Genomic DNA, 21588 nt, shown 5'->3' with positions numbered 1-21588 from the left:
AGGGAGAATCTTCTCCATGGACGCCCTTGACCGGAAGATCCTTACTGAACTGCAGTTGGACGGCCGCCTGACGGTGACCGAGCTCGCCGCCCGCGTGAAGCTGAGCGTCTCGCCCTGCCACCGCCGCCTGCGTGACCTCGAGCGAGAGGGAGCGATCCGCGGCTACCGCGCGGTCGTCGACCCGGCCTCCGTCGGCCTGGAGTTCGAGGCCCTGGTCTTCGCCACCTTGCGCTGGTCGGACAGCGACACCGTCGACGCCTTCGAGGAGGCCGTGGCCGCGGTCCCCCACGTGATCCAGGCTCAGCGCCTGTTCGGCGAACCGGACTACCTCCTGCGCGTCACCACCGCCGACCTCGTGGCCTTCCAGCAGCTCTACGACAATCAGTTGGCCAAGCTGCCGGGCGTCCAGCGCCTGACGTCCACCCTGGTCATGAAGAACGTCGTCCACGACCGCCCGCTTCCCGAGTAGCCGGTCCACCGATGGGATGCCGCCCTGCGGCCGTGCCGCCAGGCGCTCACCAGGTCAGCGCGGGACGGCCACCAGCGCCATCGGCAGGGCCCAGCGCCGGAAGTCGACCAGCGACCGCAGCAGCTGAAGCCGGCCGCCGTGCACGGCCATCTCGTAGCGCCCGCAGAAGTCCCGCCGGTACCCGCCGGCCGACACCTTCTGGCAGGCGACCGGCCCGCCGTCCAGGTTCAAGGCCAGACGCAGGTCGAGCCCGGCACGGGGAAGGAACGCGGCGAGCGAAGGCAGGGAGAAATAGGCGTCACGGGTGGTGCCGACGATGATCCGCCCGGCGCCGTCCTGCCCGAGGAAGCTGCGGTTGGCCAGCCATCGTTCGCCCGCTCCCCCGGTTCGGCCGTGTCCGTCGGCTCCCAGCAGCATCGGGTAGGACACCATCGCCTGGTTCGCGCCGTCGGTGACCTGCCGCCAGTCGAGGCCGGCGAGGTCCACCAACCGGGCACCGCCCGGGTCACCGGGCCCGCCGACCACGAACGCCCCGTGTGTGGCCTGGTACGACGCGGGGCCGAGCCGACGGCCGTCGCTGACCACGGGGGTGTCCGGGGGCCCGTCGTGGGCGTAGTAACTGCCGTTGACGACCAGCGACGCTCCCGTGGCGGCCATCCAGCCACCGACGTCCCGGTCCCCGGCCGCGCGGTTGAGCACCCGGAACCGGTAACGGGCCGGGTCGACCCGGCTGAGCAACAGGGCGTCCACCGGCCGCCCGCCCACCCGGACGGGCAGTTCGGCGACATCCAACCCGACGGCGACCCGGCGCCAGCGCACCGGTTCGGCCGCGTCGGGCGTACGCTGCCCGGCCAGCGACAACCGGATCCCCGGAGACAGCCGGCGGTCGTCCGGAGCGACATCGACCCAGATGCTGGCGCCGCGACGCAGCATCACGTTGACGCCGTACCAGCCGCCCTCCCCGTACGCCACCGTCACCGCCGACAACGCCATCAGGATCGGCACCAGGGCCAGCGCGACGAGCCACCGCCATCGTCGCGGCCACCGCCACGGTCGCAGGATCCCCCACCAGGGACGGCCCGGCTCCGACTGCTCCCCCGCCATCCGGTGGATCATGCCAGACAAGGCGTATTGGAACCAGGCGAACATCACGGCGCGATCGCGCCGCTCACGGGCCCATCGCTCTCCGGAGTCCCCGTTTTGCTAATCGGAGGATTCTCCGCTTACTCTTGACCGGAGGGTCCTCCGATTCGAGATGTTCGCAGGTCAGGGCGGCATCTCAGCGTGAGGAGTAGCGGTCGAGAGCCTTCAGGGGCTGTGAGTGAGGCAGGAACATGTCGAGCATTCTCAGTGGCACGGTCGCACTGGTGACCGGCGCGAGTAGCGGCATCGGGGCGGCCACCGCGCGCGCCCTGGCAGCGGAGGGTGCCGCGGTCGCGGTCGTGGGACGGCGCCGTGACCGGCTGGACGAGGTGGCGGGGAGCATCACCGCGGCCGGCGGTGCGGCCCTGACGGTCCAGGCCGACCTCACCGACGCGGCCCAGGCCGCCGGAGCGGTCCAGCGCGTGGTGACCGAACTCGGACGCCTGGACACCCTCGTCAACAACGCCGGGCTCATGCTGACCGGGCCCGTCGCGGACGCCCCCGCCGACGAGTGGGAGCGCATGCTGGCGATCAACGTCAACGCGCTGCTGGAGGTCACCCGAGCGGCCCTCCCCCACCTCCGCGAAGCCGCCCAGGACTCCCCGCGCCGCGTCGCGGACCTGGTCAACATCAGCTCGACAGCCGGTCGTGTCGCACGCCCCGGCACGGCCGTCTACAACCTCACCAAGTTCGGCGTCAACGGCTTCACCGAGGCCCTGCGCCAGGAGGTCATGCGCGAGCGCGTACGGGTCAGCGTGGTCGAACCGGGCACCGTCGACACCGAACTCGGCTCGCACGTCCGCGACGGAATCCGCGAACAGATCGCCCGCATGACCGAGGACATGGAGATGCTCCGCCCCGAGGACATCGCCGACGCCGTCACCTACATCGTCACCCGTGACCGGCGGGTGGCGGTCAACGAAGTCCTCGTCCGCGCCGCCGAACAGACCTGGTGACGATGCCGGGATCGCTGGGCGATGCCGCCGACCGTCGCCGACGGGAGCCGGGCGGTGGTCGCGGCCGGGTGGCCGCGACCACCGGGGGTCAGTCCTGCGGCATGGTCTCGGCCGGCCTCCTCGGAGCGCGCGTGCTCGTCGGCCGGTTGGACGGGCTGAACAGGAAACAGAACAGGGACGCGGCCACGAGGACCACGGCGCACGCCGCGAAGGCGGTGTGCATCGCGTGGACGAAGCCCGCGGCGAACGCATCGGTGGTGACGCGCTCGTACAGGCTGGTCGTGGCCGGGTTCAGGCCGCCGGGCGGCGTGGGCGGACGGTAGTGCCGGGCGGCGGCGGTGCTGTCGGCGATGAACCGGGCGCGCAGGTTCTCCGGGAGCCGGCCGGCGCGCTTCTCGGCCTCGCCGCGCAGGGTGGAGGAGAGGCGGGCCGACAGCAGGGCGCCCAGCACGGCGGTGCCGAGGACGCCGCCGATCTGCCGGGTGGTGCTGGAGACGCCGGAGGCCGCCCCGGCCAGCCGCGGATCGACGCCGTCCATGGTGGCCTGCTGCAGTGGCGCGAACGTGGCGCCACCGGCGATCCCGATGACGGTCAGACCAGGCAGCAGGCCCCACGCACTGCTGGTGGGGCCGGCCATGGCGACCAGCACCAGCAGACCGACGGCCAGCAGCGTCATCCCGGCCATCAGGATGTACTTGCCGCCGAACCTGTCCGACAGCCGCCCCGCGTACGCCGAGCCGACCGCGGTGAGCACGGCGTTCGGCAGCACGATCAGGCCGGTCTCCAGCGCCGAGTACCCGCGCGCCATCTGCAGGTACAGCACCAGCACGAACATGATGCCGATCATGCCGAGCTGAAAGACGAACCCGACCCCGTTACCGACCGCGAAGTTGCGCGCGCCGAACAGGGCCGGCGGCATCAGGGGCTCGTCCCGCTGCCGGTGCTGCCAGAGCACGAACACCACCAGCAGCACGACGCCCGCGACGATGACCGAGGCGATGCTGATCGGCCCGGCGATGGTGCCCCAGCCATAGCGTTCTCCCTCGATGAGGCCGAACACGACGCCGCTCAGCCCGGCGGTGGCCAGCGCCACGCCGACCAGGTCGAGCCGGTGGGTGCGGCCCGAGCGCATCGGCGGCGCGAGCGTCAGCGCCAGCACGGCGGTGACGATCCCGATCGGGACGTTGATGAAGAAGATCCAGCGCCAGCCGAGGTGGGTGAGGAGAAGGCCGCCGGCGACCGGGCCGACGATCGGGGCGAAGCCCACGATCGCGCCGAACAGCCCGAACGCGCGGCCGCGCAGCTGCGGAGGGAAGATCGTCAGGATCGACGAGATGACCTGGGGGAACAGCAGCGCCCCGCCCAGCCCCTGCAGCGCCCGGGCGGTCAGCAGCCAGGCCGGTGAGTCGGCCAGCCCGCACAGCGCCGAAGCGATGGTGAAGGTGATGATGCCGATCACGTACAGCCGGCGGTATCCGAAGATGTCCCCCAGCCGCCCGGTGGTGATCAGCGGCACCGAGAAGACGAGCAGGTAGCCGTCGACGACCCACAGCACCTGGTCGTACGAGGCGTCGATGCCGTGGATCAGCGTGGGGATGGCGACGTTGACGATGGATCCGTCGAGCAACGACATGAAGAAGCCGATGCACATGATCACGAGAACCGGCCACGGACGCTGCGTGGCGGGTATCTCGGCGGACTTGACTTCCGGCACTCCGGAGACCTCCCTGAGGAACCGGCTGTGCTGGATGGTGACGCGGACGTGGCCGCTGACGCCAGAACGCGGTCCCTGGCAGATCCCCGTGGGCCCGGAAAGAACCGGAGGGCCGAAGCACGTCGCCACCACCACAGAACACCCTTTTCCCGGTGTGGTGAGCGACTTCCACCTTCCCCGTGTCGTCGGGACCCGGGTGAAGCTGGTTGGCGAGGCGCGAAGCCCAACGGTGAGAAGTCGGCCCGGAGCCTAACACAGCGCTCTGCCTTCGGCCCCTGGCCGATCAAAAAGCGTAGGGGGCTTCCTACCTATAACAGGTAGGAGATATCCTACGTGTTGTGGCTGTTCTGACCGATGACGTGTTCGCCGCCCTGGCCAACCCTGTACGCCGGGAACTCCTCCGGCTGCTGCTCGACGGACCCAGGACGGTCAACGACCTGGCCTCACACTTCGCGATGCGACGCCCCAGCGTCTCCGAGCACCTCCGGGTGCTCCGGCAGGCCGGGCTGGTCAGCGAGCGCAAGAACGGCCGCGAACGCCACTACCGGCTCGAGGCCGAGCCGCTCGTCGAGCTCCAGGACTGGCTCCACCCGTACGAGCGGTTCTGGCGTGAGCGGCTGACGGCCCTGCGCAACGTCCTGGACGAGGAGAATCCGTGAACCACACCGAGCACGACCCGAACGACCCGTACGCCATCCACGTCGACGAATACCTGCCGCACCCGCCCGCCAGGGTGTGGCGAGCGCTGACGGATCCCGACCTGATGGCCCGCTGGCTCATGCCCAACGATTTCAAGCTGGCCATCGGCCACGCCTTCACCTTCCACGCCCACCCCATCCCGCAGGCCGGATTCGGTGGCGTCGGCCACGGCACCGTCCTCGACTTCGTCGAGGAGAAGATGCTGCGGATCAGCTGGTGCGCGGCACCCGAGGACCCCAGCGACCTGGAGTCCACCGTCACGTTCACGCTCGAGCCCGAGGGCACCGGCACCCGCCTCTTCCTCGTGCACGACGGATTCGCCCCGGACAGCCCCTACCAGATGGTCTCGCACCGGTTCATGGGCAGCGGCTGGCCGGGCGTCCTCGCCGGGATCACCACGGCCATCGACGAGGCGTTCGCCTGATCGACGGAATCGTCATCGCCACCAGGCCGCGACCTTTACATAGTAAGTTCGATATAGGTCAGTCGTTCACGAGGTCGCGGTCGGCGCTCCAGTCCTCATGGGCGCGGCGGACGCGACCCCACAGGGCCTCCCGGGTGACGGCGTCCAGGTCGGTCAGCGCCAGGCCGAACAGGTCGGCGAGCACGGCGTACCACTCCTCTTGGGAATCCAGCACGCGCCGCTGATCCGGACCGGAGCCGATCCGCCGGAGGACGCACCCGGTGAGCGCGTCGACGCCGTCGGCGTCCCGCCGCACCACCGTGCACGTGCGCACATATCCCGACTCCGGCGACGTCGACAGGTGGTGATGCCGGTCGAGGAACTCCCCCACGACCGCCGTCCGCAGACCGAAGTCCATGCCGATGAACGTGCCGCGAGGATCGTGGTCCAGCCGCCACCCACCGGGTTCGACGTCCGACGGACGCAGCCGGAACCGGAACGGCTCCTGGACGTACTCCCCCGCGCGCAGCGGAAGAGGCTCGTGCAGCCCATCGCCCAGCCCCGCGTCGACGAGCCACTCCCCTTCCGGGCAGTCCTCGGCGGGCAGCCCGCGTACGGTGAGCGCCAGGTGGTTGGCGAGCTCCACGCCCGGGGGCTCAGGGGCGTGCCGGGCCTGCACACCCGCCCGATGCCAGGACACGTCGTACCCGAGCGCGCCCAGCAGGAGGGAGAACGCGCCGTTGAGGTGGTAGCAGTAACCGCCGCGGCCGGACACGATGCGCTCCGCGGAGTCGTACGGGTCGATGGACGTGAGCCGGCCGAGCTGAACGTCCAGCGCCTCATAGGCGACGCGCTCGACCTGCGCGGCGTGCAGGGCCCGCAAGCCGGCGACGCTCGGCGGCCCGAGGTCGGCCAGACCGAGCCGACGGAGATATCCCGACGCGTCGAAACCGGCCATATCACGCACCCCCGCCGCGCATCATAACTCGACGACCGATCACTCGACGGGCGTACTGGTGAGCTCGCGTATCCGACTGTCGCCCGTTGAGTCCCGCTCTCCAACCTCGCGGTGACCCTAGATGATTGATTCCAAGGGGTCAGTGGTCGTAGGCGGTCAATGAGCGCATGGTGGGTTGTCCGGTCTGGTCGTTGTGCCAGATTGCGGCAGTCAGTGCGAGGATGCGTTGCAGGACACGGACCATCACTGCTTTACGCAGCCTCTTGTTGTAGCCCGGCTGCTTGGGCAGGTACGGGAACAGATGCCGCAGGTGGGAGCGGGCATACCGGATCCACCTGCGCTCGGAGGTGAAGCCGAGTATGGCCTGCATCACCGAGAGCGTGACCAGCTCCGCATCGCTGAGCTGAGGCTCGATTCCGATCTCCGGCCGGTAGGGAGTCAACTGCGGCGACTGCTTCAACAGGTCGTCGATCCGCGCGTACAGTGCGGTGGCGAGGGAGTCCAAATCTGGTGTCACAGCACGACTTTGGGCTCTCTCGCCTCGCCTCACGCGCCGTCATTGATCAGCGAAGCCAGTCGTTGTGCCATCCAACGCAGTCGCCTCGCGGTCGGTCTCCGCCGGCAGTCATTGCGTGGTGGGTCGGCGAAGAAAAGAGGATGCGGGAACCAACGCGGCGTTGGCAGGATGTCTGCGCTCCACGTCCGACGCGAAAGGACACGATGACCGTGACTCGTGCCATCACCTTGATCCGCTCCGCCTCCCTCTCCGACGTCGCAGAGTACGCCTACGCGGCCACGACACCCGTCGAGTCACGCCTGATCTTTCTCGCCGGGGCGTGCCCGCTGAACGATGACGGCTCTACGGCAGCGACCGGGGACTATGCGGGCCAGGCAGCGAAAGCCATCGAGAACATGCAGGCTGCCCTCACTGCCTCCGGTGCGTCACTCCAGGACGTCATCAGTACAAGGGTCCTCGTCGCGTCAGCCCGGCGGGAGGATCTGGTGGCTGCCTGGGAGGTAGTCCGGGACTCGTTCGGCGACCACGACGTCCCCAGCACTTTGATGGGCGTCACCGTGCTCGGCTACAAGGACCAACTCGTCGAGATCGAGGCCATCGCCGCCGTACTCGATTCTTGAGACCCGCTGATATCCCATGGCGGCCGAGCACGGCCGTGGACCGGAAGAGGCCTGGCAACGATGAGCCCGCCTCTGTGAGCGTTGCCGCCCTTCGGCTCATTACATGAACCGCCAGTCGACTCAACTGCCAGTCGACTGGATTGAATGACACAACGACTGGCTTCAGTGTCGAAGGACACGCGCGCAGGCGATCCCTTGGAATCAATCATCTAGGTAATGAGGTGCGGGTGGGGGCTGTCGGCGTTGATCATTACGATATCCCGATGCGGCACTTGACGGACTCGTTTGCTCTGGGGGCGTTGCGGCGCGGGAAGGCGATCGCGCAGTTCCTGGGGTCGAGTCGTGCCAAGGATCGCCGGGTGGTGATCAGTTGGGTGGAGGTTCACCTCGTCAAGGACGGCTTCGCGATCGTACTCCATGTCGCTGAGGATGTAGGTGGCGAGCACTTCGCTGATCTTTGGGAGTTTCCTCCGGCTGATCCAGACGGTGAGTTCGGCCGTCAGATCGGCCGGGCTGCTGATGCTGTGGCGGCGATGCCGCTGGCCGAAGAGCTCACCTCGGCGGTGCGAGGCCGTTGGGTCAACCTTGCCGTGGTCCAGGACGAATACCTCGACTACGTCCGTCGCGAGCGCGAGTCCTCTGACACCCATAACGGGGCGTGATGGGCGGAATCATCGGATCCCCTAATGATCTCCTGGGCAGGGACGACGGCCGACGTCGGCGCCGGCCTCAGCTCGTGGCCTCGGCGCCGGTGAAGGCGTCGTTCATGCGCTCGTCGTAGCCGGTGGTGGGGTTGACGACGCGGCCGGCGGCCCACCAGTTCTCGCTGGCCGTTTCGATGATCGTCATCAGGATGTCCTCTTCGGGGACGTCCGCGTACAGCCGGAGGCTGTCGACGATCGCCTGGAACAGTTCGGCCTTCTGCTCAGGGGTGCGGTGGTTGAAGGACAGTTGGATGAGCATGGCGCGCTCGCTGCGGCGCAGGCCGAACACGACCGGCTGCATCTGGAAGTTGTCGGGCGAGACCTCGTGGAAGACGTGGAACTGGTCGTCCTGGGGGACCTTCAGCACGTCGACCATGGCCGTGTGGATGCCCAGGGACACATTCCGGCGGTACTCGGGGGTGGTCCCCTGGCGCAGGTAGATGTTGATCAGAGGCATGATCTCTTGCCTTCCTTTTCTTTTCTGTGTCGGTCACCAGTGACGCCTGACGCGTTGGTGCTTCAGCGCAGTGCGCGCGGTGCTTCATCGAGGGCGTCGGGCGGGAGGAGGGGCAACCGGCCTCCCAATCCGGAAGCTCCGTTGGCGGGGTGCTCGTTCATGCCCTCCACGCTAGGAATACGGAGGGCATTCCGCCAGCGAATGTTCGGCATAATGGATATGCCGATTACTCATGGGGAGCTCATGGAGATGACGCTGGTCGGGCTGCGGGTGCTGCGCGAAGTGGCGGAGCGGGGTACCTTCACGGCCGCAGCAGACGCGCTCGGGTACACGCAGTCGGCCGTCTCCCGGCAGATGGCCGCGCTGGAACAGGCGACCGGCGCCCGGCTCTTCGACCGCTACCCCGGCGGTGTCCGGCTGACCGGCTCGGGCCGTGCCCTGCTGCGGCACGCCGTCGTCGCCCTGGACGCCCTGGAGGCCGCCGACCGGGAGTTGCGCGGAGCGGAGGAGGTCGAGAGGGGCCGTGTCCGGCTCGGATTCTTCCCCACCGCCGGAGCGGTGATCGTGCCCGGTGCCCTGGCGATGCTGCGCCAGGACCACCCGCACCTGCGGGTGACGACGCGTGAGGGGACCACTCCCTCACTGGTGCGCGCGCTGCGCGCCGGCACCCTGGATCTCGCACTCCTCTCCTCCCGGCCACCGCACCGCTCGCCCGACACGGACGATCCGCCCCTGAGTGTCGAGCCGCTGCTGGAAGCGCACCTGGCCGTGGCGGTGCCGGCGGGCGGCCCGTTCGCCGAACGGGGCAGCGTCAGCGTCGAGGAGATCGCGGGCGCACCATGGATCGCCAGCCCCGGCACCGCAGACGAGCCGCTGCTCGGCGTCTGGCCCGGTCTGCCCGGGCGGCCCACGGTCCACCACACTGCCCGCGACTGGCTGACCAAGCTGCACCTGGTCGCGGCCGGTGCCGGCATCACCACAGCCACGCCGGCGCTGCTGCCCGCCGTCCCGCCCGGCGTACGCGTCGTGCCCGTCGAAGGCGTCGCGGAGGAGGTACGACGCGTCAGCCTGGTGCGCATGCCGGGTCCCCTCGGGACACCCCGGCAGGCGCTGGCACGCGCCCTGCGCCAGCAAGCCGCCCACCTCGCCGACTGAACCGTCCCCGTCCCGGACATACGAACAGCCGCCGGCGTCCCCGCGCAGGCCGCTGCCGCACGGCCTGCGCGAAGGGTCATCCGCGCGCGCCGGTACGCGTCGGGGCGTGGTCCTGGATCGCCTGGACCAACCGCGCCTCGTGGGTGAGTTGAGGATGGTGACCCGCTCCGTCGATCGTCGTCACCCTCGCCCGTGCGCCGAGCCGGTCCACCAGCGCCCGGCCCTCGTCGGTCAGTGGGTCCTCGGCGCCCACGACCACGTACACGCACCCCGGGTAGCGCTCGAGCCCGGCGCGAAGTTCGCTGCGCCACCGCTCGCGGGCGGCGTCGGCCAGCAGTCGCGCGACGTGGGCGGCGACGCGCCCGCGGTGCAGGTCCTCGACGCTGGAGGCGAGTTTCTCCGCGTGGGCGGTGTCGCCGGTGAGCAGCCGCGACAGGGCCTCGGGGCCGACCCGGCCGAGATACCAACGGCTCACCGGGACGACTCGGGCGGCGAACCCTGCGCGTGCCTGCAGGAAGAAGGGCGACACCAGAGTGAGCTGCTCGACCAGGTCCGGGTGCGCCACGGCGGCCTGTACAGCGGCGGCGGCGCCGATGGAATGGCCCACCAGGTGCACCGGGCCGGTCTCCTCGACCAGAGCGGCCGACCAGGCGGACAGGTCATCCGGGCGGCCCGCGCTCATTCCGAGGCCCGGAAGGTCGACCACGCGTGCGTCGCCGAGCGCGTCGCCGACCGTGGCCCAGGTGTCGGCGTTGACCGGCAGACCGGGCAGCACCAGGGTCCGTGCACCCGGCTCACCGATGCCGAACGTCCGCACGCCCGCGTGCCGGGTGAACCGCCGCGCGGGTCGCCGGGCGGACACGGCGCCGAACCGGTGGGCGGCCAGGTGGTCCGCCCACCGCAGGATCGAGTTAGTCGTGTCGGGGAGTTCGAGCCCGTGACGTTCGGCGAACGCGTGGGCCGGTCCGGTGGGATACCGGTCGGACGACAGGAAGGTCAGCGTCTCCTTGTCCGCCTTGGTCAGCGCGGTCGGCAGGCGCCGGACCAGCGACACGGGGATCCTCAGCCGTGGGACCTTCACCTGGTAGTGCCGGCCCACGAGCGAGAGAAGGTCCGGCAGCGGCGGGGTGTCGTCGTCCAGGATCCAGAACGCCTTCCCCTGAGCGGCCGGATCCTCCGGGAGCAGTGTCATGAAACGCGCGAGGTGGTCGACCGGAACGACCGGGACGAACGTTCGCGCGTCTCCGGGCAGCGCGGCGACGGAACCGTGCCAGATGTCCCGCAGGCTCGCGGCCAGCCCGAGCTGCTGGTCGGACTCGCCGCTCGCGCTGACCCCGATCACGCTGGAGGGACTGACGATGGACCATGGCACGCCCAGCCGGTCGGCGGTGGCCTGGACGACGGCGTCGGACTCGACCTTGGACGCCTCGTACGCGCCGAGGCGCTCATACGTACGCCGCACGACCTCCTCGCTCCACGGCACCGTCGCGGGGTCCTGCCCTCCCACGCGGTAGCCCGAGACGTGCACGAGGCGCCGCAGGCGAGGCAGCCGCGCCGCGAACGCCACGATCGCCCGGACGCTGTCGACGTTGGCATGACGTGCCTCCGCGACCGTCATGCCGAACCGGTAGGCCCCCGCACAGTTGTAGACGTCGGTGACGTCCTCCCAATCCGACCGATCCGACGGATCCGCCCGATCCGATCGATCCGACGCGTCGCCCTCGAGCAACGCGGGAGCGTCGAAGTCGACACGGACGCAGGCGGGAACGGCCCGGCACCCGCGCTCGGCGAGCCAGGCCCGCAGGCCGGCGGCGGAGCCGCTCTCGCGGATCGCCGCGGTGACGCGGACCCCGGCCTGGTCCAAGGCCAGGATCAGGTGCCGGCCGACGAATCCGGTGGCCCCGAAGACGAGAGCGTGCGGTCCGTTCATGAGTTCCCCTTCGCGACACCGGCGGGCGGCTGGTCGACGAGATCGCCGAGCACCTGGGCGGCGCTGTGCAACGCCTCCACATCACGCCGGGCACGGGACACGATCATCGCGCCCTCCAGACCGCTGACCACGGCCGTGGCCAGGCTGCGCGCTGCGGGACGCGGGTGACCGCGGCCGACGAGGTACTCGGTCACCGGCCCGATCCACGACTCGAACGCGACCGCGCAGGCCGTGCGCAGCCGCTCGCTGTGTGCGCCCATCTCCAGGGCGACCACGGAGACCGGGCAACCGAGCTGAAAATCGCTGTCGGTGAGGAGCTCGATCAGGACGTCGACGACGCGCCGGAGAAGTTCGCCGGGGCTCGCGGCGTCGCCCGCGGTCTCGGCGAAGAGGGTGCGGAACCGGTCGGCCGCCAGCTCGACGGCCTTCTCCCCCAACGCCTCCTTGCCCTCCGGGAAGTGGAAGTAGAGCGACCCCTTCGGGGCCCCGGAGTGCTCCACCACCGTGTTGAGACCCGTGCCGCTGTAACCGCGCGCCTGCATCAGCTCGAGCATCGACTCGACCAGCCGGGCGCTGGTCCGCTCTCCCTTGGTGATCACGAGGGAAGAATAGACTGGTCTACAGATTTTCGCCAGCCGACGCCCTTTACAAAGTAAGTTCCCGGCGGGCCGCACGGTCGCCGCGGGACGCCGGGACCTGCCCGGCACCCCGCGGCGAGCCGCCCGTCACCCGGGCAGAAGGGTCGAACAGCGGGCGATCAGGCGGCGATGCGCCCGTCGCGCATCTCCAGCCGCGGGCCTGGGAAACGGCGCCGCAGCGCCCGGTCGTGGGAGACGACGACCAGCGCGCCCCGGAAGTCGTCAAGCGCCTGTTCCAGCTCCTCGACGAGGACCAGCGACAGGTGGTTGGTGGGTTCGTCGAGCAGGAGCAGGTCGCTCTCCGACGCCACCAGCCGGGCCAGGGCCAGGCGCCGCCGCTGGCCGACCGACAGCGCGCCGACGGGCGTGGCCAGGGCGTCGGGATGGAACAGCCCGTACGACACCAGCCGCGCGCGGTGCTCCTCCGGATGACCGGGCCGGCCCTGGGCGAACACCGCCAGCACGGATCTCCGCGGATCGGGGAACTCGACCTCCTGGGGCAGGTAGCCGACGCGGCCGCGCCGAGACACTGTCCCGGAGTCGGGCTCCTCCCCCGCGAGGACCCGTAGCAGGGTGGACTTGCCCGCGCCGTTCGGCCCGTGGACCAGCAGGTGATCGCCGGCGGCCACCGTGAGGGACACCGCGCGCAGCCGGTCGCCGACCGTCACTTCGTGGAGTTCGGCGAGCGTCCCGTCGTGGTCGCCCTCGCGGAACAGCCCGTCGAAGCGCAGCGGCTCGGGCGGCTTGGGCGCCGGGTTCTCCCGCAGCCTGCGCAGTCGCTCCTGCGCCTGGCGGACCCGCCCGGCGATCGAGCTCTGCACCCGGCCCGCGTCGCGGTCGTAGGCGAGTTTGTTGCCGTCCTTGCGCGCCCGGCCGGGCGCGACCCGGCGCGCGGTGGTCGCGGCGTGGGTCTCGACCCGCTCGATCTCCTCGCACCAGGCGGCGTACGCCTGCTCCCAGCGGACGCGCGCCGCCGCCTTCTCGGCGAGGAACCCGGTGTAGCCACCCCCGAAGCGGCCCACGGAGCCGTCCTCCACCTCGTAGATCACGGTGGCGACGCGGTCGAGGAACAGCCTGTCGTGGGAGACCACGACGACGGTGCCGTGGTGGGTGCGGAGGCGGTCCTCCAGCCAGGTCATCGACGGTTCGTCGAGGTGGTTGGTGGGCTCGTCGAGCAGGAGGATCTCCGGGGAGGCCGCCAGCACGCAGGCGAGCGCCAGCCGAGCCTCCTCGCCGCCGGAGAGGCTGCCGAGCGCGCGATCCCGGTCCAGGTGCGCGAGTCCCAGGCCGTGGATCGCCTTGTCGACGCGGGCGTCGGCCTCGTAGCCGCCCCGCGCCTCGTACGCGGCCTGCAGCGCGGCGTACTCCTCGAACCGGTCCTCAGTGAGGTCGGCCTCGAGATCGCGCATCCGGCGCTCCATCGCCCGCAGGTCCGCGAGGGCCGCGTCGATCGCCTGCTGGACGGAGCCGCCGGGCGGCAGCTCCCGCGTCTGGCCGAGGTGACCGACTCCGCCGTCGGCCATGACGGTCACCTCACCGTCGTCGGGCCGCTCGGCACCGGCGATCAGCCGGAGGAGCGTGGACTTGCCGGAGCCGTTCTCCCCGACGAGGCCGGCGCGCTCGCCGGGCCGTACGGAGAAGGAGACGTCGGCGAGGACGCGGTGGTCACCGTAGGACTTGGCGACGCCCCGCAGGGTGAGCTGAGTTGACAAGAAGAGCCTCCGATACACGGCGTGGGTTCCAGACGGACATCGCGGTGTTCGGGGCCAGGCCCATGGCTGCTGCTCTCCTCCATCACGGCTAATCGCAACATCTGTTGCATTAAGAGAATGGCAGACCGGTCTCCCCGAGCGCAACAGGATTTCCCGATGACGATCAACGGCGGCCGCCGACCGGGCGGCCGACTCCGCCCGCGCTGGTGCCCTGGGTCAGGCGGGGTAGTCGCCGATGCCGGACCGCAGCAGCTCGAAGCCCTGCTCGACGGCGGTCCGCACCGCCGGGAGGATCGCCGCGTGGCTCTCGCCGGCGCGGAGCCGCTGGAGGTACTCCATGGAGATCGCGTGTGTCAGCGCGACCACCAGCGCGGCGACGACGCGCGGCGTGGGGTCGTCGGGGTCGGCGTCGGTCTCCTCCGCCAGGACCTGAGCCAGGTACTCCTTCCGCAGCTCGCCCATCTCGCGCATCCGCGCCCGCAGCGACGGGCTCTCGACGACCATCTCGAAGAAGTCGTCGGCGCCGTTGACGATGCCGTAACGCCAGTCCCGCTCGTCCAGCGCCTCATAGAAGTCGCGGCGCAGCGCGTCGACGACCGACTCCCCTTCGCGCCGGGACGCCACGACGCGGCCGAGGCTCTGGACGGCGGCGTCCTGGCGGTCGAAGAACAGGTCCTCCTTGGTCTTGAAGTAGTTGAAGACCGTGTTGACGGACACGTCGGCGGCCTCGGCGATGTCGGCGACCGTCGTCTGGTCGAAGCCGCGGAGCATGAACAGCCCCATGGCGACGTCGGCGATGCGCTGTCGCGTCTCGCGCTTCTTGCGCTCCCGTAGTCCGAGCTCCTCCGCCATGACCGTCATCGTATCCGCGCTGGTGTCACACAAATTTTGGTGTGACTCTAATTTTGTGGCTACTCTATCGGGCATGGACCATGTCATCGAGGCGCACGGCCTCGCCAAGTCCTTCTCCAGCGCCGACGCCGTACGTGGCGTCGACCTCGCCGTCAGACCCGGGGAGATCGTGGGCTTCCTCGGGCCGAACGGCGCGGGCAAGACGACGACCCTGCGGATGCTCACGACGCTGCTGCGGCCCACCGCCGGCACCGCGACCGTGGCCGGGCACGACCTGATCGCCGATCCGGCCGGCGTACGACGCCGGATCGGCTACGTCGCCCAAGGCGGCAGCACCAATCCCGCGTGCACCGCCCTGCAGGAGCTGGTGCTGCAGGCCCGGCTCTACCGCGTACCGGACGCGCCCTCCCGCTCCCGCGATCTGCTCGCGGACTTCGACCTCGCCGATCGGGCGATCGGAGCGATGTCCGGAGGGCAGAAACGGCGCCTGGACATCGCGCTCGGCGTCGTCCACCGGCCCGCGGTGGTGTTCCTGGACGAACCGACCACCGGCCTCGACCCGCAGAGCCGCAGCGCGCTGTGGGAGCACATCCGGCGGCTGCGCGACCGGCACGGCACGACGGTCTTCCTGACCACGCACTACCTCGACGAAGCCGACGCGCTGTGCGACCGGATCCTCATCATCGACCAGGGGCGCATCGTCGACGAGGGCTCACCGGACGACCTGAAGGCCCGGCTGGCCGGCGACGTCGTCACCACCGAGATCGCCGGAGACCCCGGGCTGGCCAGGACCGCGCTCGCCGACCTGGCCTACGTCCGGGAGGTGCGCGTCACCGGGCGGACGCTGCGGCTGACCGTCGAGCCCGGCGACCGCATCCTGATCGAGCTGACGCGGGCCCTGGACGCGGCCGGCGTCGAGCCGCTGTCGATCCAGCACACGCGCCCGACCCTCGACGACGTCTTCCTGGCCCTCACCGAGCGAAAGGCGGTCGCCCGTGCCGCGTGACATCTGGCTGATCTTCCGCCACCAGCTGCGGCTCACCCTGGGCGGGTGGCTCGGGATGATCTTCGGCGTCCTGCAGCCCGTCCTGAACCTCGCCCTGTTCGGACCGCTGCTGGGGACCTATCTCGGGCACGACAGCTGGCAGATCTTCGTGCCCGGCGTGCTGATCCAGCTCTCCCTGCTCAGCGCGGGGCTGGCCGGGTTCGGGATCGTCTTCGACGCGCGGTTCGGCGTCCTCGAACGGCTCCGCGTCACGCCGGCCTCACGGCTGGCCCTGCTCCTGGGCCGGGTGCTCACCAACACGGTCGTCCTCCTCGGACAGGCCGTGATCGTGATCGCGGTCGGCGTCGCGTTCGGCTTCCGGGTTCCCCTCGCCGGGCTGCTGATCGGCCTGGCGCTGCTCGTTCCGCTGGCCGCCGGCCTGGCCGCACTCTCGTACGCGTTCGCGCTGACGCTCCGGCGGCAGGAGCTGTTCGCGCCGCTGTCCAGCTCGGTCGTGGTGCCGCTACTGCTGCTGTCCGGGGCGCTGCTGCCGATGTCGGCGGCGCCGGGCTGGCTCGACGCGGTGTCGCGCGCCACGCCCTTCCGGTACGGCGTGGAGGGGCTGCGGGCGGCGTTCGCCGGGCACTACGCGTCGGTGACGCTCGCGGCCGGTCTCGGCGTCTCGGCGGCGTTCGCCGTGGCCGCCCTGGCGGTCGGCACCCGCACCTTCACGCGTCAGCACTCCTGACGCCCGCGCCCTCCAGGGCGGGCACGTGTTCCATGACGGGCTCGTCGGGGGCGACCGACCGCTGGGCGACGAACGCGCCGACCAGCACGATCGCCCCTCCGGCGAGCTGCGCGGGGCTCAGCCGCTCGCCGAGGGTGATCCAGGCGAACAGGCCCGCCGCCACCGCCTCGAGGTAGGCGACGCCGCCCGCGACCGGGGCCGACAGGCGGTGGACGGCGGCGACCCCGGCGAGGTACGCGACGATCGTGCTGACCAGGATGATCCACGCCACCAGGAACCAGCCGGGGGCCAGGCGGTCGCCGAACGGCACGCCGCTGGTGAGCACGTGCCACGGGATCCCCGACGGCGGCGCGACCACGGCAAGCGCCACCGCGCCGACGGCGGAACCGGCGGCCGTCATGACGAGGGGATCGACCTCGTCGCCGACCCGGTCGATGATCAGGAAGTAGGCGGCCTGGCAGGCCGCCGCTCCGAGCCCGGCGAGCAGCCCGAGCAGGTCGAGGCTCAGGCCGGACCAGACCTGCACGACGCACGCGAGACCGACCAGGGCGATCACGACGCCGACCGCGGCGGTCCGGGGCACCCGGGCCCGCCGGACGAACCGCAGCCACCCGACGACGAGGACGGGCCCGGTGAACTCCAGGAGGATGGCCACGCCGACGGGCAGCCGGGACGCCGCGACGAAGTAGAGCGACTGACAGCCCGCCACGCCCATCAGCCCGTACAGCAGGAGGAGCGGCCATCGGCCCCGGACGGCGCGCCCGGCGGCACGGCCGCGCAGCAGGAGGGCGAGGGGCACCAGGATCAACGTGGTGCCGGCGACCCGTGTCCACGACGCCTGCATCGGCGAGTAACCGGCGTTGATCAGTGCCTTGCCGAACGGCCCCGACGTGCCGAAGGCGATCGACGACACGATCGCGAAGCCCAGTCCGGACGCCTTGAGTCGCGCAGCGTTCACACGCCCACCCCCTTCCATTTCAGGAGTCAATCTACATTACGGTCATTACGCGCTGCAAAGGTGTCGTATGTGACGCACTACGATGCGCATCGTGACTTGGCAGGCCCCGGCCGCACCCCCGAACGACCCGTTCGCGGCCATCGAGACAGACGTGCGCGGCATGACCTCCTCCCCTTGGTGGATGGGCGCGCCGCCACAAGCGCGTGCCGAGGCGATCACGTCGCGGATGCTCGCCGGGGCCGGCGAGTGGTGGCTGTTCGGGGCCTGGGGCCGCTGGTATCGCTGCGGACTGGACGGCAACTGGCACCTGTGCCCGCCCCCGTTCGACCCCACCGCACGCCAGTCGGTCATGCCCGCCCCGCCGGGCGCCGGCCGGCCGCCGGCCCCGCCCTCGCTGCTGACGACGGGCCCGGACCTCACCCCGGGTCCGCTGGCCGGCGACGGCCTGTTCGGCGCGCCGCCGGCCCCCGCCGTGCTCGGCCGGCTCCAGCAGACCGTGGCCGCGGCAGGGGGCGCGAATCCCGCCCAGTTCCCGATGCAGGATCCTCTCTTCGCGCCGGGCACCCCCAGTCCCGTGGCGGCGTCGTTCTTCGCGGTGCTGTGGTGCGCGGGCGCTCCCGCCTCCGACACCGACCATCCCCTCGTCGGGCTGTTCGCCCGTCACCTGTCGCCGGCCGCGCACGGCCCGCGCTGGTTCCTCGAGCCTCCACTCGCGTTGATCATCGGCGCCTACACCGAACGGCTGCGTGCCAACGACCCCATGGGCGCCTCGTACGTCGCGCGTGCCCTGTGGGAGACCGCCGAGGCCCTGCGCGGCGAGCCCGCCTTCCGGCCCCGCGCCGACGCCCTCGCGGCGATGGCCGGCACCACCCTGCGGATGGTCCCCAGCGACCACGCCGGCGTGCGGTTCGGCGACCAGGCGATCGTGCAGGAGTGGCTGCGCCGCTGCCCGCCGGAGCTGCGGGTGACGCTGCTGCGCGACACGGCGCCGGGCGACCACTTCCGGCTCGCCTGTTACGACCTCGCCGCCGCCGCGGCCGCGCTGCCCGCCGCCGCGGCCGGGCCGGCGGAGGCCCGGCGCGTCGCCTTCGCCCTGCTGGCCGCCGACCTCGACGCCGCCCCCGGTACGGCGGCCGCGGTGCTGCCCTGGCTCGACCCCGAAGGCGTCCGCACCCTGCAGACGATCGGGCAGCCGGGCCACCCGCTCCGGGAGCTGTGGCCGGCCGACGGCACGCTGCCCGGCTCGGTCTCCGGCGCCGACCCGCAGATCCTGCGGAGTCTGCTGGCCGCGTCCTACGCGGCCGCGCTGTCATCGTGCCGGCTCGCGGGCGTGGCGCCGCCCCGGCCCGGGCTCGCCGTCCCGGCGGCGCTGATGACGACGATCGCCGCCGGGCCGGATCCGGGCCCCGGTGAGTCCCTCACGCCGTGGGAGATCATCGAGGCCGCCCGCGCCCACCTCGCCGAGCAGCGCAAGGCCGACTCTCCTCCCCCGGCACAGCCGGCGACGACGGCCTGGCCCTCCTCGGAGCCCCTCCCCTCGGCCTCCGGTCCGTCGTCCAACCCTCCGACCTCGAATCCCGGGGTGTCCGGCCCTTCCTCCAATCCCGGGACACCCGGTCCGGGGGTCGCGCCGGCCTCTCCTGCCGTGGGCCCGGTCCCCGAGCCCACCGCGGTCGCGCCCGACCCCACGGCTCCCTTCTCGGCCGCGCCGCCCACCTCGATCACGCCCGACCCGGTGCCGCCCACCTCGATCACGCCGGATCCGGTGCCGCCCACCTCGATCTCTCCGGGTGATCAGGCGGCCCGTGGATCGACGCCGCCGCCGTGGCCCGACGCGGCGGCGTACCGGCCCGATCCCGGCCCCCAGCTGGTGGAGGCGTACGGCATCAGCTTCCTGCCCGGCCCCGACGACGTCGAGCGGCTGCTGACGGAGCTGCGGCGGCGCGGCAGCTGGGCGCTCAGCCTCCGGGGGCAGGAGGTCTCCAGCGCGTCGTGGCCGTCGGTGCTTCTGGTCGGCGAGCTGTCCAGCGGCCAGCGCCGCCTCACCCGCATGATCGCCCGTGCGCTGGCCGAGGCCGGCGTGGGCAGCGGCGAGGTCCACACGCTGCTCGCCGACGAACTCGCCGAGATCGACCCCCGGCGGCTCCGCGAGCGCATCGCCGAGTACAACGGCCACACGCTCCTCATCGAAGGTCTGGACACGGTCGTCCTCGACGACGACCGCGGCGCGGCGTACGCCTCCGCGCTGTATCGGGCGCGGGTCGAGGGCGTCAGCGAGACCACCCTCGCGGCCACCTGCGCGCCCGGCCGGCTGCGCGAGCTGACCGACGCCATCCCCGAGCTGATCACCGATTTCCGCACCGTACGGCTGCCCGACCTGTCCGACCCCGGGCTTCGCGTCCACCTCGCGGCGCTGCTGGCCGGCGAACGCCGCCTGAAGCTCGCGCCGGAGGCCTGGCAGGTCGCCCGGCGAGACCTGGCCGCGCTGCGCGGGCGTGGTCGGCTCACCAACGCCCGGCTCGTCGAGGCCTACCTCGACCGGGCCTGCAACCACCACCTCAGCCAGGCGGGTGAGGAGACCCACATGTTCAAGGGCCAGAACACCCTGACCCTGTCCATCGAGGACTTCCAGGGCGTCGCCGCCGAGCTCGAGCCCTGACGTGCGTGGCCGGGTCACCGGATCCGGCGGCGGCCGGCGAGGACGGTGAGGCCTCCGGCGGTCGCCAGGGCCGCAAGCACGGCGCCGAAGAGCGTCGCGCCGGCGGTCAGCCCGATGGCGTCGCTGAGGTAGCCGGCCGCCACGGGGAGGACGCCCGCGGGGACATAGCCGCCCACGTTGAGCGCCGCGTTCGCCTCGGCCAGCCGCTGGGGCGGGACGCTCGAGTTGAGCAGTGACAGGCCGCCGAGCTGACCCGCGCCCTGACCCATCCCGGCGAGCACGGCCGCGGCGATGAGCGGCGGGACCGATGAGGTGTGCACCGCCGTGACGAGCGCGGCCATCGCGGCGGTCGTGCTCACCGCTCCGAGAAGCAGGATCGTGGGCCGGCGCAGGCTCCGCACCGCGAACTGCACCCCGGTGGCGGCCAGGAACATCCCGAAGGCCATGGCACCGGCGAGCGCCCGGTCGGTGGTGTGCAGCAGCCCGCCGAGCAGCGACGGGCCGAGGGACAGCACGAAGGACGTCGCGGTGATGCCGGGGCCGAACACGGCGACGCCGAGCATCAGCCGGACACCGTCGCCTCGCGGCACCCCGGGCACGCGTATCCAGGCGCGGGCGCCCGGCGCCGGGGCCGCGGGGCGGCGGAGCGGCATCCGCAGCACCGTGAGGAACGCCGTCGCGAGCAGGGCCGCCTCGACGATGAAGACGGTGACGGTCGGCGCCGGCAGGGTCTCGGACAGCACACCCGCCAGGAAGGGGCCGAGGCCCGCGCCGAACACCATCGCGGTCGAGGCGAGCAGCGCCGCGAGCCGCTTGCGGTGTGGTCCGGCCACGTCGGTCACCGCGGCCATCCCGGCGGAGACGACCGCGCCGACCGCGATGCCGGTGAACAGCCGGGCCACGACCAGCGCGGCCACCGTCGAGGCGGTCGCGAAGATCACGCACGCCGCCATCGCCAGGGCGAGCGCGGGCAGCAGGACGGGCCTGCGGCCGACGCGGTCGGACAGCACGCCCGAGATCAGCAGCGATCCGAGCAGGCCGACGATGTAGAAGGCGAAGATCACCGTCAGCGTGCCCTTGGAGAAGCCGATGTCGCGCTGCCACAGGACGTACAGCGGCGTCGCCGCGTTCGACAGGACGAAGACCGCGGTCACCGGCCACGCCGCGGGCCACACCCACCAGGTCGGAGGGCCCCCGGACGTTCCCTGGGCGGGGGCCGCGTCGACGCGTTCCGGATGGGTCCTTGCCATGGGGATTCCTCTCGCCGAGCATCAGTACGAGTTAAGTCGTACTTGTACGAACGGAGTCGAA

Annotated in this window: 20 protein-coding genes and 1 pseudogene; 10 read left to right on the top strand and 11 right to left on the bottom strand. The window is 71.5% G+C overall.

The features are described 5' to 3' along the window. Positions 1-16: 16 nt before the first annotated feature. Positions 17-469, top strand: coding sequence for an Lrp/AsnC family transcriptional regulator (locus ACQP2O_RS26625; protein WP_433190567.1), 453 nt, complete (start codon positions 17-19; stop codon positions 467-469). Positions 470-523: 54 nt separating this feature from the next. Here the strand turns inward: ACQP2O_RS26625 and ACQP2O_RS26620 are convergent, their stop codons facing one another. Then, the gene (locus tag ACQP2O_RS26620; RefSeq protein WP_433190565.1) at positions 524-1573 is read right to left on the bottom strand and encodes a phosphodiester glycosidase family protein; all 1050 of its coding nucleotides are present in this window, start codon (positions 1571-1573) and stop codon (positions 524-526) included. A gap of 230 nt (positions 1574-1803) precedes the next feature. Between ACQP2O_RS26620 and ACQP2O_RS26615 the strand changes: the two genes are divergently transcribed. Continuing rightward, complete coding sequence (locus ACQP2O_RS26615; RefSeq protein WP_433190563.1) at positions 1804-2568, top strand: SDR family NAD(P)-dependent oxidoreductase; 765 nt, start codon at positions 1804-1806, stop codon at positions 2566-2568. 88 nt (positions 2569-2656) lie between these two features. Here the strand turns inward: ACQP2O_RS26615 and ACQP2O_RS26610 are convergent, their stop codons facing one another. Further along, a complete protein-coding gene (locus ACQP2O_RS26610; protein ID WP_433190561.1) occupies positions 2657-4282 on the bottom strand; it encodes an MFS transporter in 1626 nt (541 codons plus the stop codon). Positions 4283-4620: 338 nt separating this feature from the next. Here ACQP2O_RS26610 and ACQP2O_RS26605 point away from each other — a divergent pair, with 338 nt between their 5' ends. Continuing rightward, positions 4621-4941 (top strand): ArsR/SmtB family transcription factor, encoded by a 321-nt coding sequence (locus tag ACQP2O_RS26605; protein WP_433190559.1) that lies wholly within the window; start codon positions 4621-4623, stop codon positions 4939-4941. Further along, entirely contained in the window at positions 4938-5405 is a 468-nt protein-coding gene (locus ACQP2O_RS26600) for an SRPBCC family protein (RefSeq protein WP_433190557.1), read from the top strand. Before ACQP2O_RS26605 ends, ACQP2O_RS26600 begins: the two co-directional genes overlap by 4 nt. A gap of 58 nt (positions 5406-5463) precedes the next feature. Here the strand turns inward: ACQP2O_RS26600 and ACQP2O_RS26595 are convergent, their stop codons facing one another. Next, entirely contained in the window at positions 5464-6342 is an 879-nt protein-coding gene (locus ACQP2O_RS26595) for an arylamine N-acetyltransferase family protein (protein ID WP_433190555.1), read from the bottom strand. A gap of 187 nt (positions 6343-6529) precedes the next feature. Next, positions 6530-6859 (bottom strand): annotated as a pseudogene (locus tag ACQP2O_RS26590) (IS982 family transposase); the annotation flags it as partial. 209 nt (positions 6860-7068) lie between these two features. Between ACQP2O_RS26590 and ACQP2O_RS26585 the strand changes: the two are divergent. Both ACQP2O_RS26585 and ACQP2O_RS26580 read left to right on the top strand, forming a co-directional pair. After that, on the top strand, positions 7069-7479 hold the full coding sequence (locus tag ACQP2O_RS26585) for a RidA family protein (RefSeq protein WP_433190553.1): 411 nt from the start codon (positions 7069-7071) through the stop codon (positions 7477-7479). A 263-nt stretch (positions 7480-7742) separates the two neighbouring features. Next, positions 7743-8141 (top strand): hypothetical protein, encoded by a 399-nt coding sequence (locus ACQP2O_RS26580; RefSeq protein WP_433190551.1) that lies wholly within the window; start codon positions 7743-7745, stop codon positions 8139-8141. A gap of 67 nt (positions 8142-8208) precedes the next feature. Here ACQP2O_RS26580 and ACQP2O_RS26575 read toward each other — a convergent pair whose 3' ends face one another. Next, entirely contained in the window at positions 8209-8640 is a 432-nt protein-coding gene (locus ACQP2O_RS26575; protein WP_433190549.1) for a tautomerase family protein, read from the bottom strand. Positions 8641-8883: 243 nt separating this feature from the next. Here ACQP2O_RS26575 and ACQP2O_RS26570 point away from each other — a divergent pair, with 243 nt between their 5' ends. Beyond that, complete coding sequence (locus tag ACQP2O_RS26570) at positions 8884-9795, top strand: LysR family transcriptional regulator (RefSeq protein WP_433190547.1); 912 nt, start codon at positions 8884-8886, stop codon at positions 9793-9795. A 76-nt stretch (positions 9796-9871) separates the two neighbouring features. Here ACQP2O_RS26570 and ACQP2O_RS26565 read toward each other — a convergent pair whose 3' ends face one another. The 4 genes from ACQP2O_RS26565 to ACQP2O_RS26550 all read right to left on the bottom strand — a co-directional run bounded on the left by ACQP2O_RS26565 (position 9872) and on the right by ACQP2O_RS26550 (position 14927). After that, positions 9872-11725: an alpha/beta fold hydrolase gene (locus ACQP2O_RS26565; protein WP_433190545.1), complete on the bottom strand. Its 1854-nt coding sequence runs from the start codon at positions 11723-11725 to the stop codon at positions 9872-9874. Next, positions 11722-12324, bottom strand: coding sequence for a TetR/AcrR family transcriptional regulator (locus ACQP2O_RS26560; RefSeq protein WP_433190543.1), 603 nt, complete (start codon positions 12322-12324; stop codon positions 11722-11724). Before ACQP2O_RS26560 ends, ACQP2O_RS26565 begins: the two co-directional genes overlap by 4 nt. A gap of 158 nt (positions 12325-12482) precedes the next feature. Then, positions 12483-14093, bottom strand: a complete 1611-nt coding sequence (gene abc-f / locus ACQP2O_RS26555; protein ID WP_433190541.1) for a ribosomal protection-like ABC-F family protein — start codon at positions 14091-14093, stop codon at positions 12483-12485. Between the two features lie 198 nt (positions 14094-14291). Then, positions 14292-14927: a TetR/AcrR family transcriptional regulator gene (locus ACQP2O_RS26550; RefSeq protein ID WP_433190539.1), complete on the bottom strand. Its 636-nt coding sequence runs from the start codon at positions 14925-14927 to the stop codon at positions 14292-14294. A gap of 73 nt (positions 14928-15000) precedes the next feature. On the opposite strand from ACQP2O_RS26550, the gene ACQP2O_RS26545 reads away from it, so the two are divergent. Further along, positions 15001-15933, top strand: a complete 933-nt coding sequence (locus tag ACQP2O_RS26545; RefSeq protein WP_433190537.1) for an ATP-binding cassette domain-containing protein — start codon at positions 15001-15003, stop codon at positions 15931-15933. Continuing rightward, positions 15923-16660 (top strand): ABC transporter permease, encoded by a 738-nt coding sequence (locus ACQP2O_RS26540; protein ID WP_433190536.1) that lies wholly within the window; start codon positions 15923-15925, stop codon positions 16658-16660. Before ACQP2O_RS26545 ends, ACQP2O_RS26540 begins: the two co-directional genes overlap by 11 nt. Here the strand turns inward: ACQP2O_RS26540 and ACQP2O_RS26535 are convergent. Further along, on the bottom strand, positions 16641-17618 hold the full coding sequence (locus tag ACQP2O_RS26535) for an EamA family transporter (RefSeq protein WP_433190534.1): 978 nt from the start codon (positions 17616-17618) through the stop codon (positions 16641-16643). The two genes, ACQP2O_RS26540 and ACQP2O_RS26535, sit on opposite strands and share 20 nt — an antisense overlap. A gap of 91 nt (positions 17619-17709) precedes the next feature. Here ACQP2O_RS26535 and ACQP2O_RS26530 point away from each other — a divergent pair, with 91 nt between their 5' ends. Further along, positions 17710-20277, top strand: coding sequence for a hypothetical protein (locus tag ACQP2O_RS26530; protein WP_433190532.1), 2568 nt, complete (start codon positions 17710-17712; stop codon positions 20275-20277). 14 nt (positions 20278-20291) lie between these two features. Here the strand turns inward: ACQP2O_RS26530 and ACQP2O_RS26525 are convergent, their stop codons facing one another. Next, a complete protein-coding gene (locus tag ACQP2O_RS26525) occupies positions 20292-21527 on the bottom strand; it encodes an MFS transporter (protein ID WP_433190530.1) in 1236 nt (411 codons plus the stop codon). Between the last annotated feature and the right edge of the window lie 61 nt (positions 21528-21588).

The organism is Actinoallomurus sp. CA-150999, from assembly GCF_050942425.1.
Lineage (GTDB): Bacteria > Actinomycetota > Actinomycetes > Streptosporangiales > Streptosporangiaceae > Actinoallomurus.
The sequence above is the reverse complement of the archived record's forward strand: the minus strand, read 5'-3'. Positions and strand labels throughout refer to the sequence as shown.

What these genes read in the sequence shown, in the direction of transcription:
- ACQP2O_RS26525 (WP_433190530.1), bottom strand. Translation starts at nt 21,527, where the DNA reads ATGGCAAGGACCCATCCGGAACGCGTCGACGCGGCCCCCGCCCAGGGA.
- ACQP2O_RS26615 (WP_433190563.1), top strand. Translation starts at nt 1,804, where the DNA reads ATGTCGAGCATTCTCAGTGGCACGGTCGCACTGGTGACCGGCGCGAGT.
- ACQP2O_RS26545 (WP_433190537.1), top strand. Translation starts at nt 15,001, where the DNA reads ATGGACCATGTCATCGAGGCGCACGGCCTCGCCAAGTCCTTCTCCAGC.
- ACQP2O_RS26595 (WP_433190555.1), bottom strand. Translation starts at nt 6,342, where the DNA reads ATGGCCGGTTTCGACGCGTCGGGATATCTCCGTCGGCTCGGTCTGGCC.
- ACQP2O_RS26550 (WP_433190539.1), bottom strand. Translation starts at nt 14,927, where the DNA reads ATGGCGGAGGAGCTCGGACTACGGGAGCGCAAGAAGCGCGAGACGCGA.
- ACQP2O_RS26565 (WP_433190545.1), bottom strand. Translation starts at nt 11,725, where the DNA reads ATGAACGGACCGCACGCTCTCGTCTTCGGGGCCACCGGATTCGTCGGC.
- ACQP2O_RS26625 (WP_433190567.1), top strand. Translation starts at nt 17, where the DNA reads ATGGACGCCCTTGACCGGAAGATCCTTACTGAACTGCAGTTGGACGGC.
- ACQP2O_RS26620 (WP_433190565.1), bottom strand. Translation starts at nt 1,573, where the DNA reads ATGGCGGGGGAGCAGTCGGAGCCGGGCCGTCCCTGGTGGGGGATCCTG.
- ACQP2O_RS26570 (WP_433190547.1), top strand. Translation starts at nt 8,884, where the DNA reads ATGGAGATGACGCTGGTCGGGCTGCGGGTGCTGCGCGAAGTGGCGGAG.
- ACQP2O_RS26580 (WP_433190551.1), top strand. Translation starts at nt 7,743, where the DNA reads ATGCGGCACTTGACGGACTCGTTTGCTCTGGGGGCGTTGCGGCGCGGG.
- ACQP2O_RS26575 (WP_433190549.1), bottom strand. Translation starts at nt 8,640, where the DNA reads ATGCCTCTGATCAACATCTACCTGCGCCAGGGGACCACCCCCGAGTAC.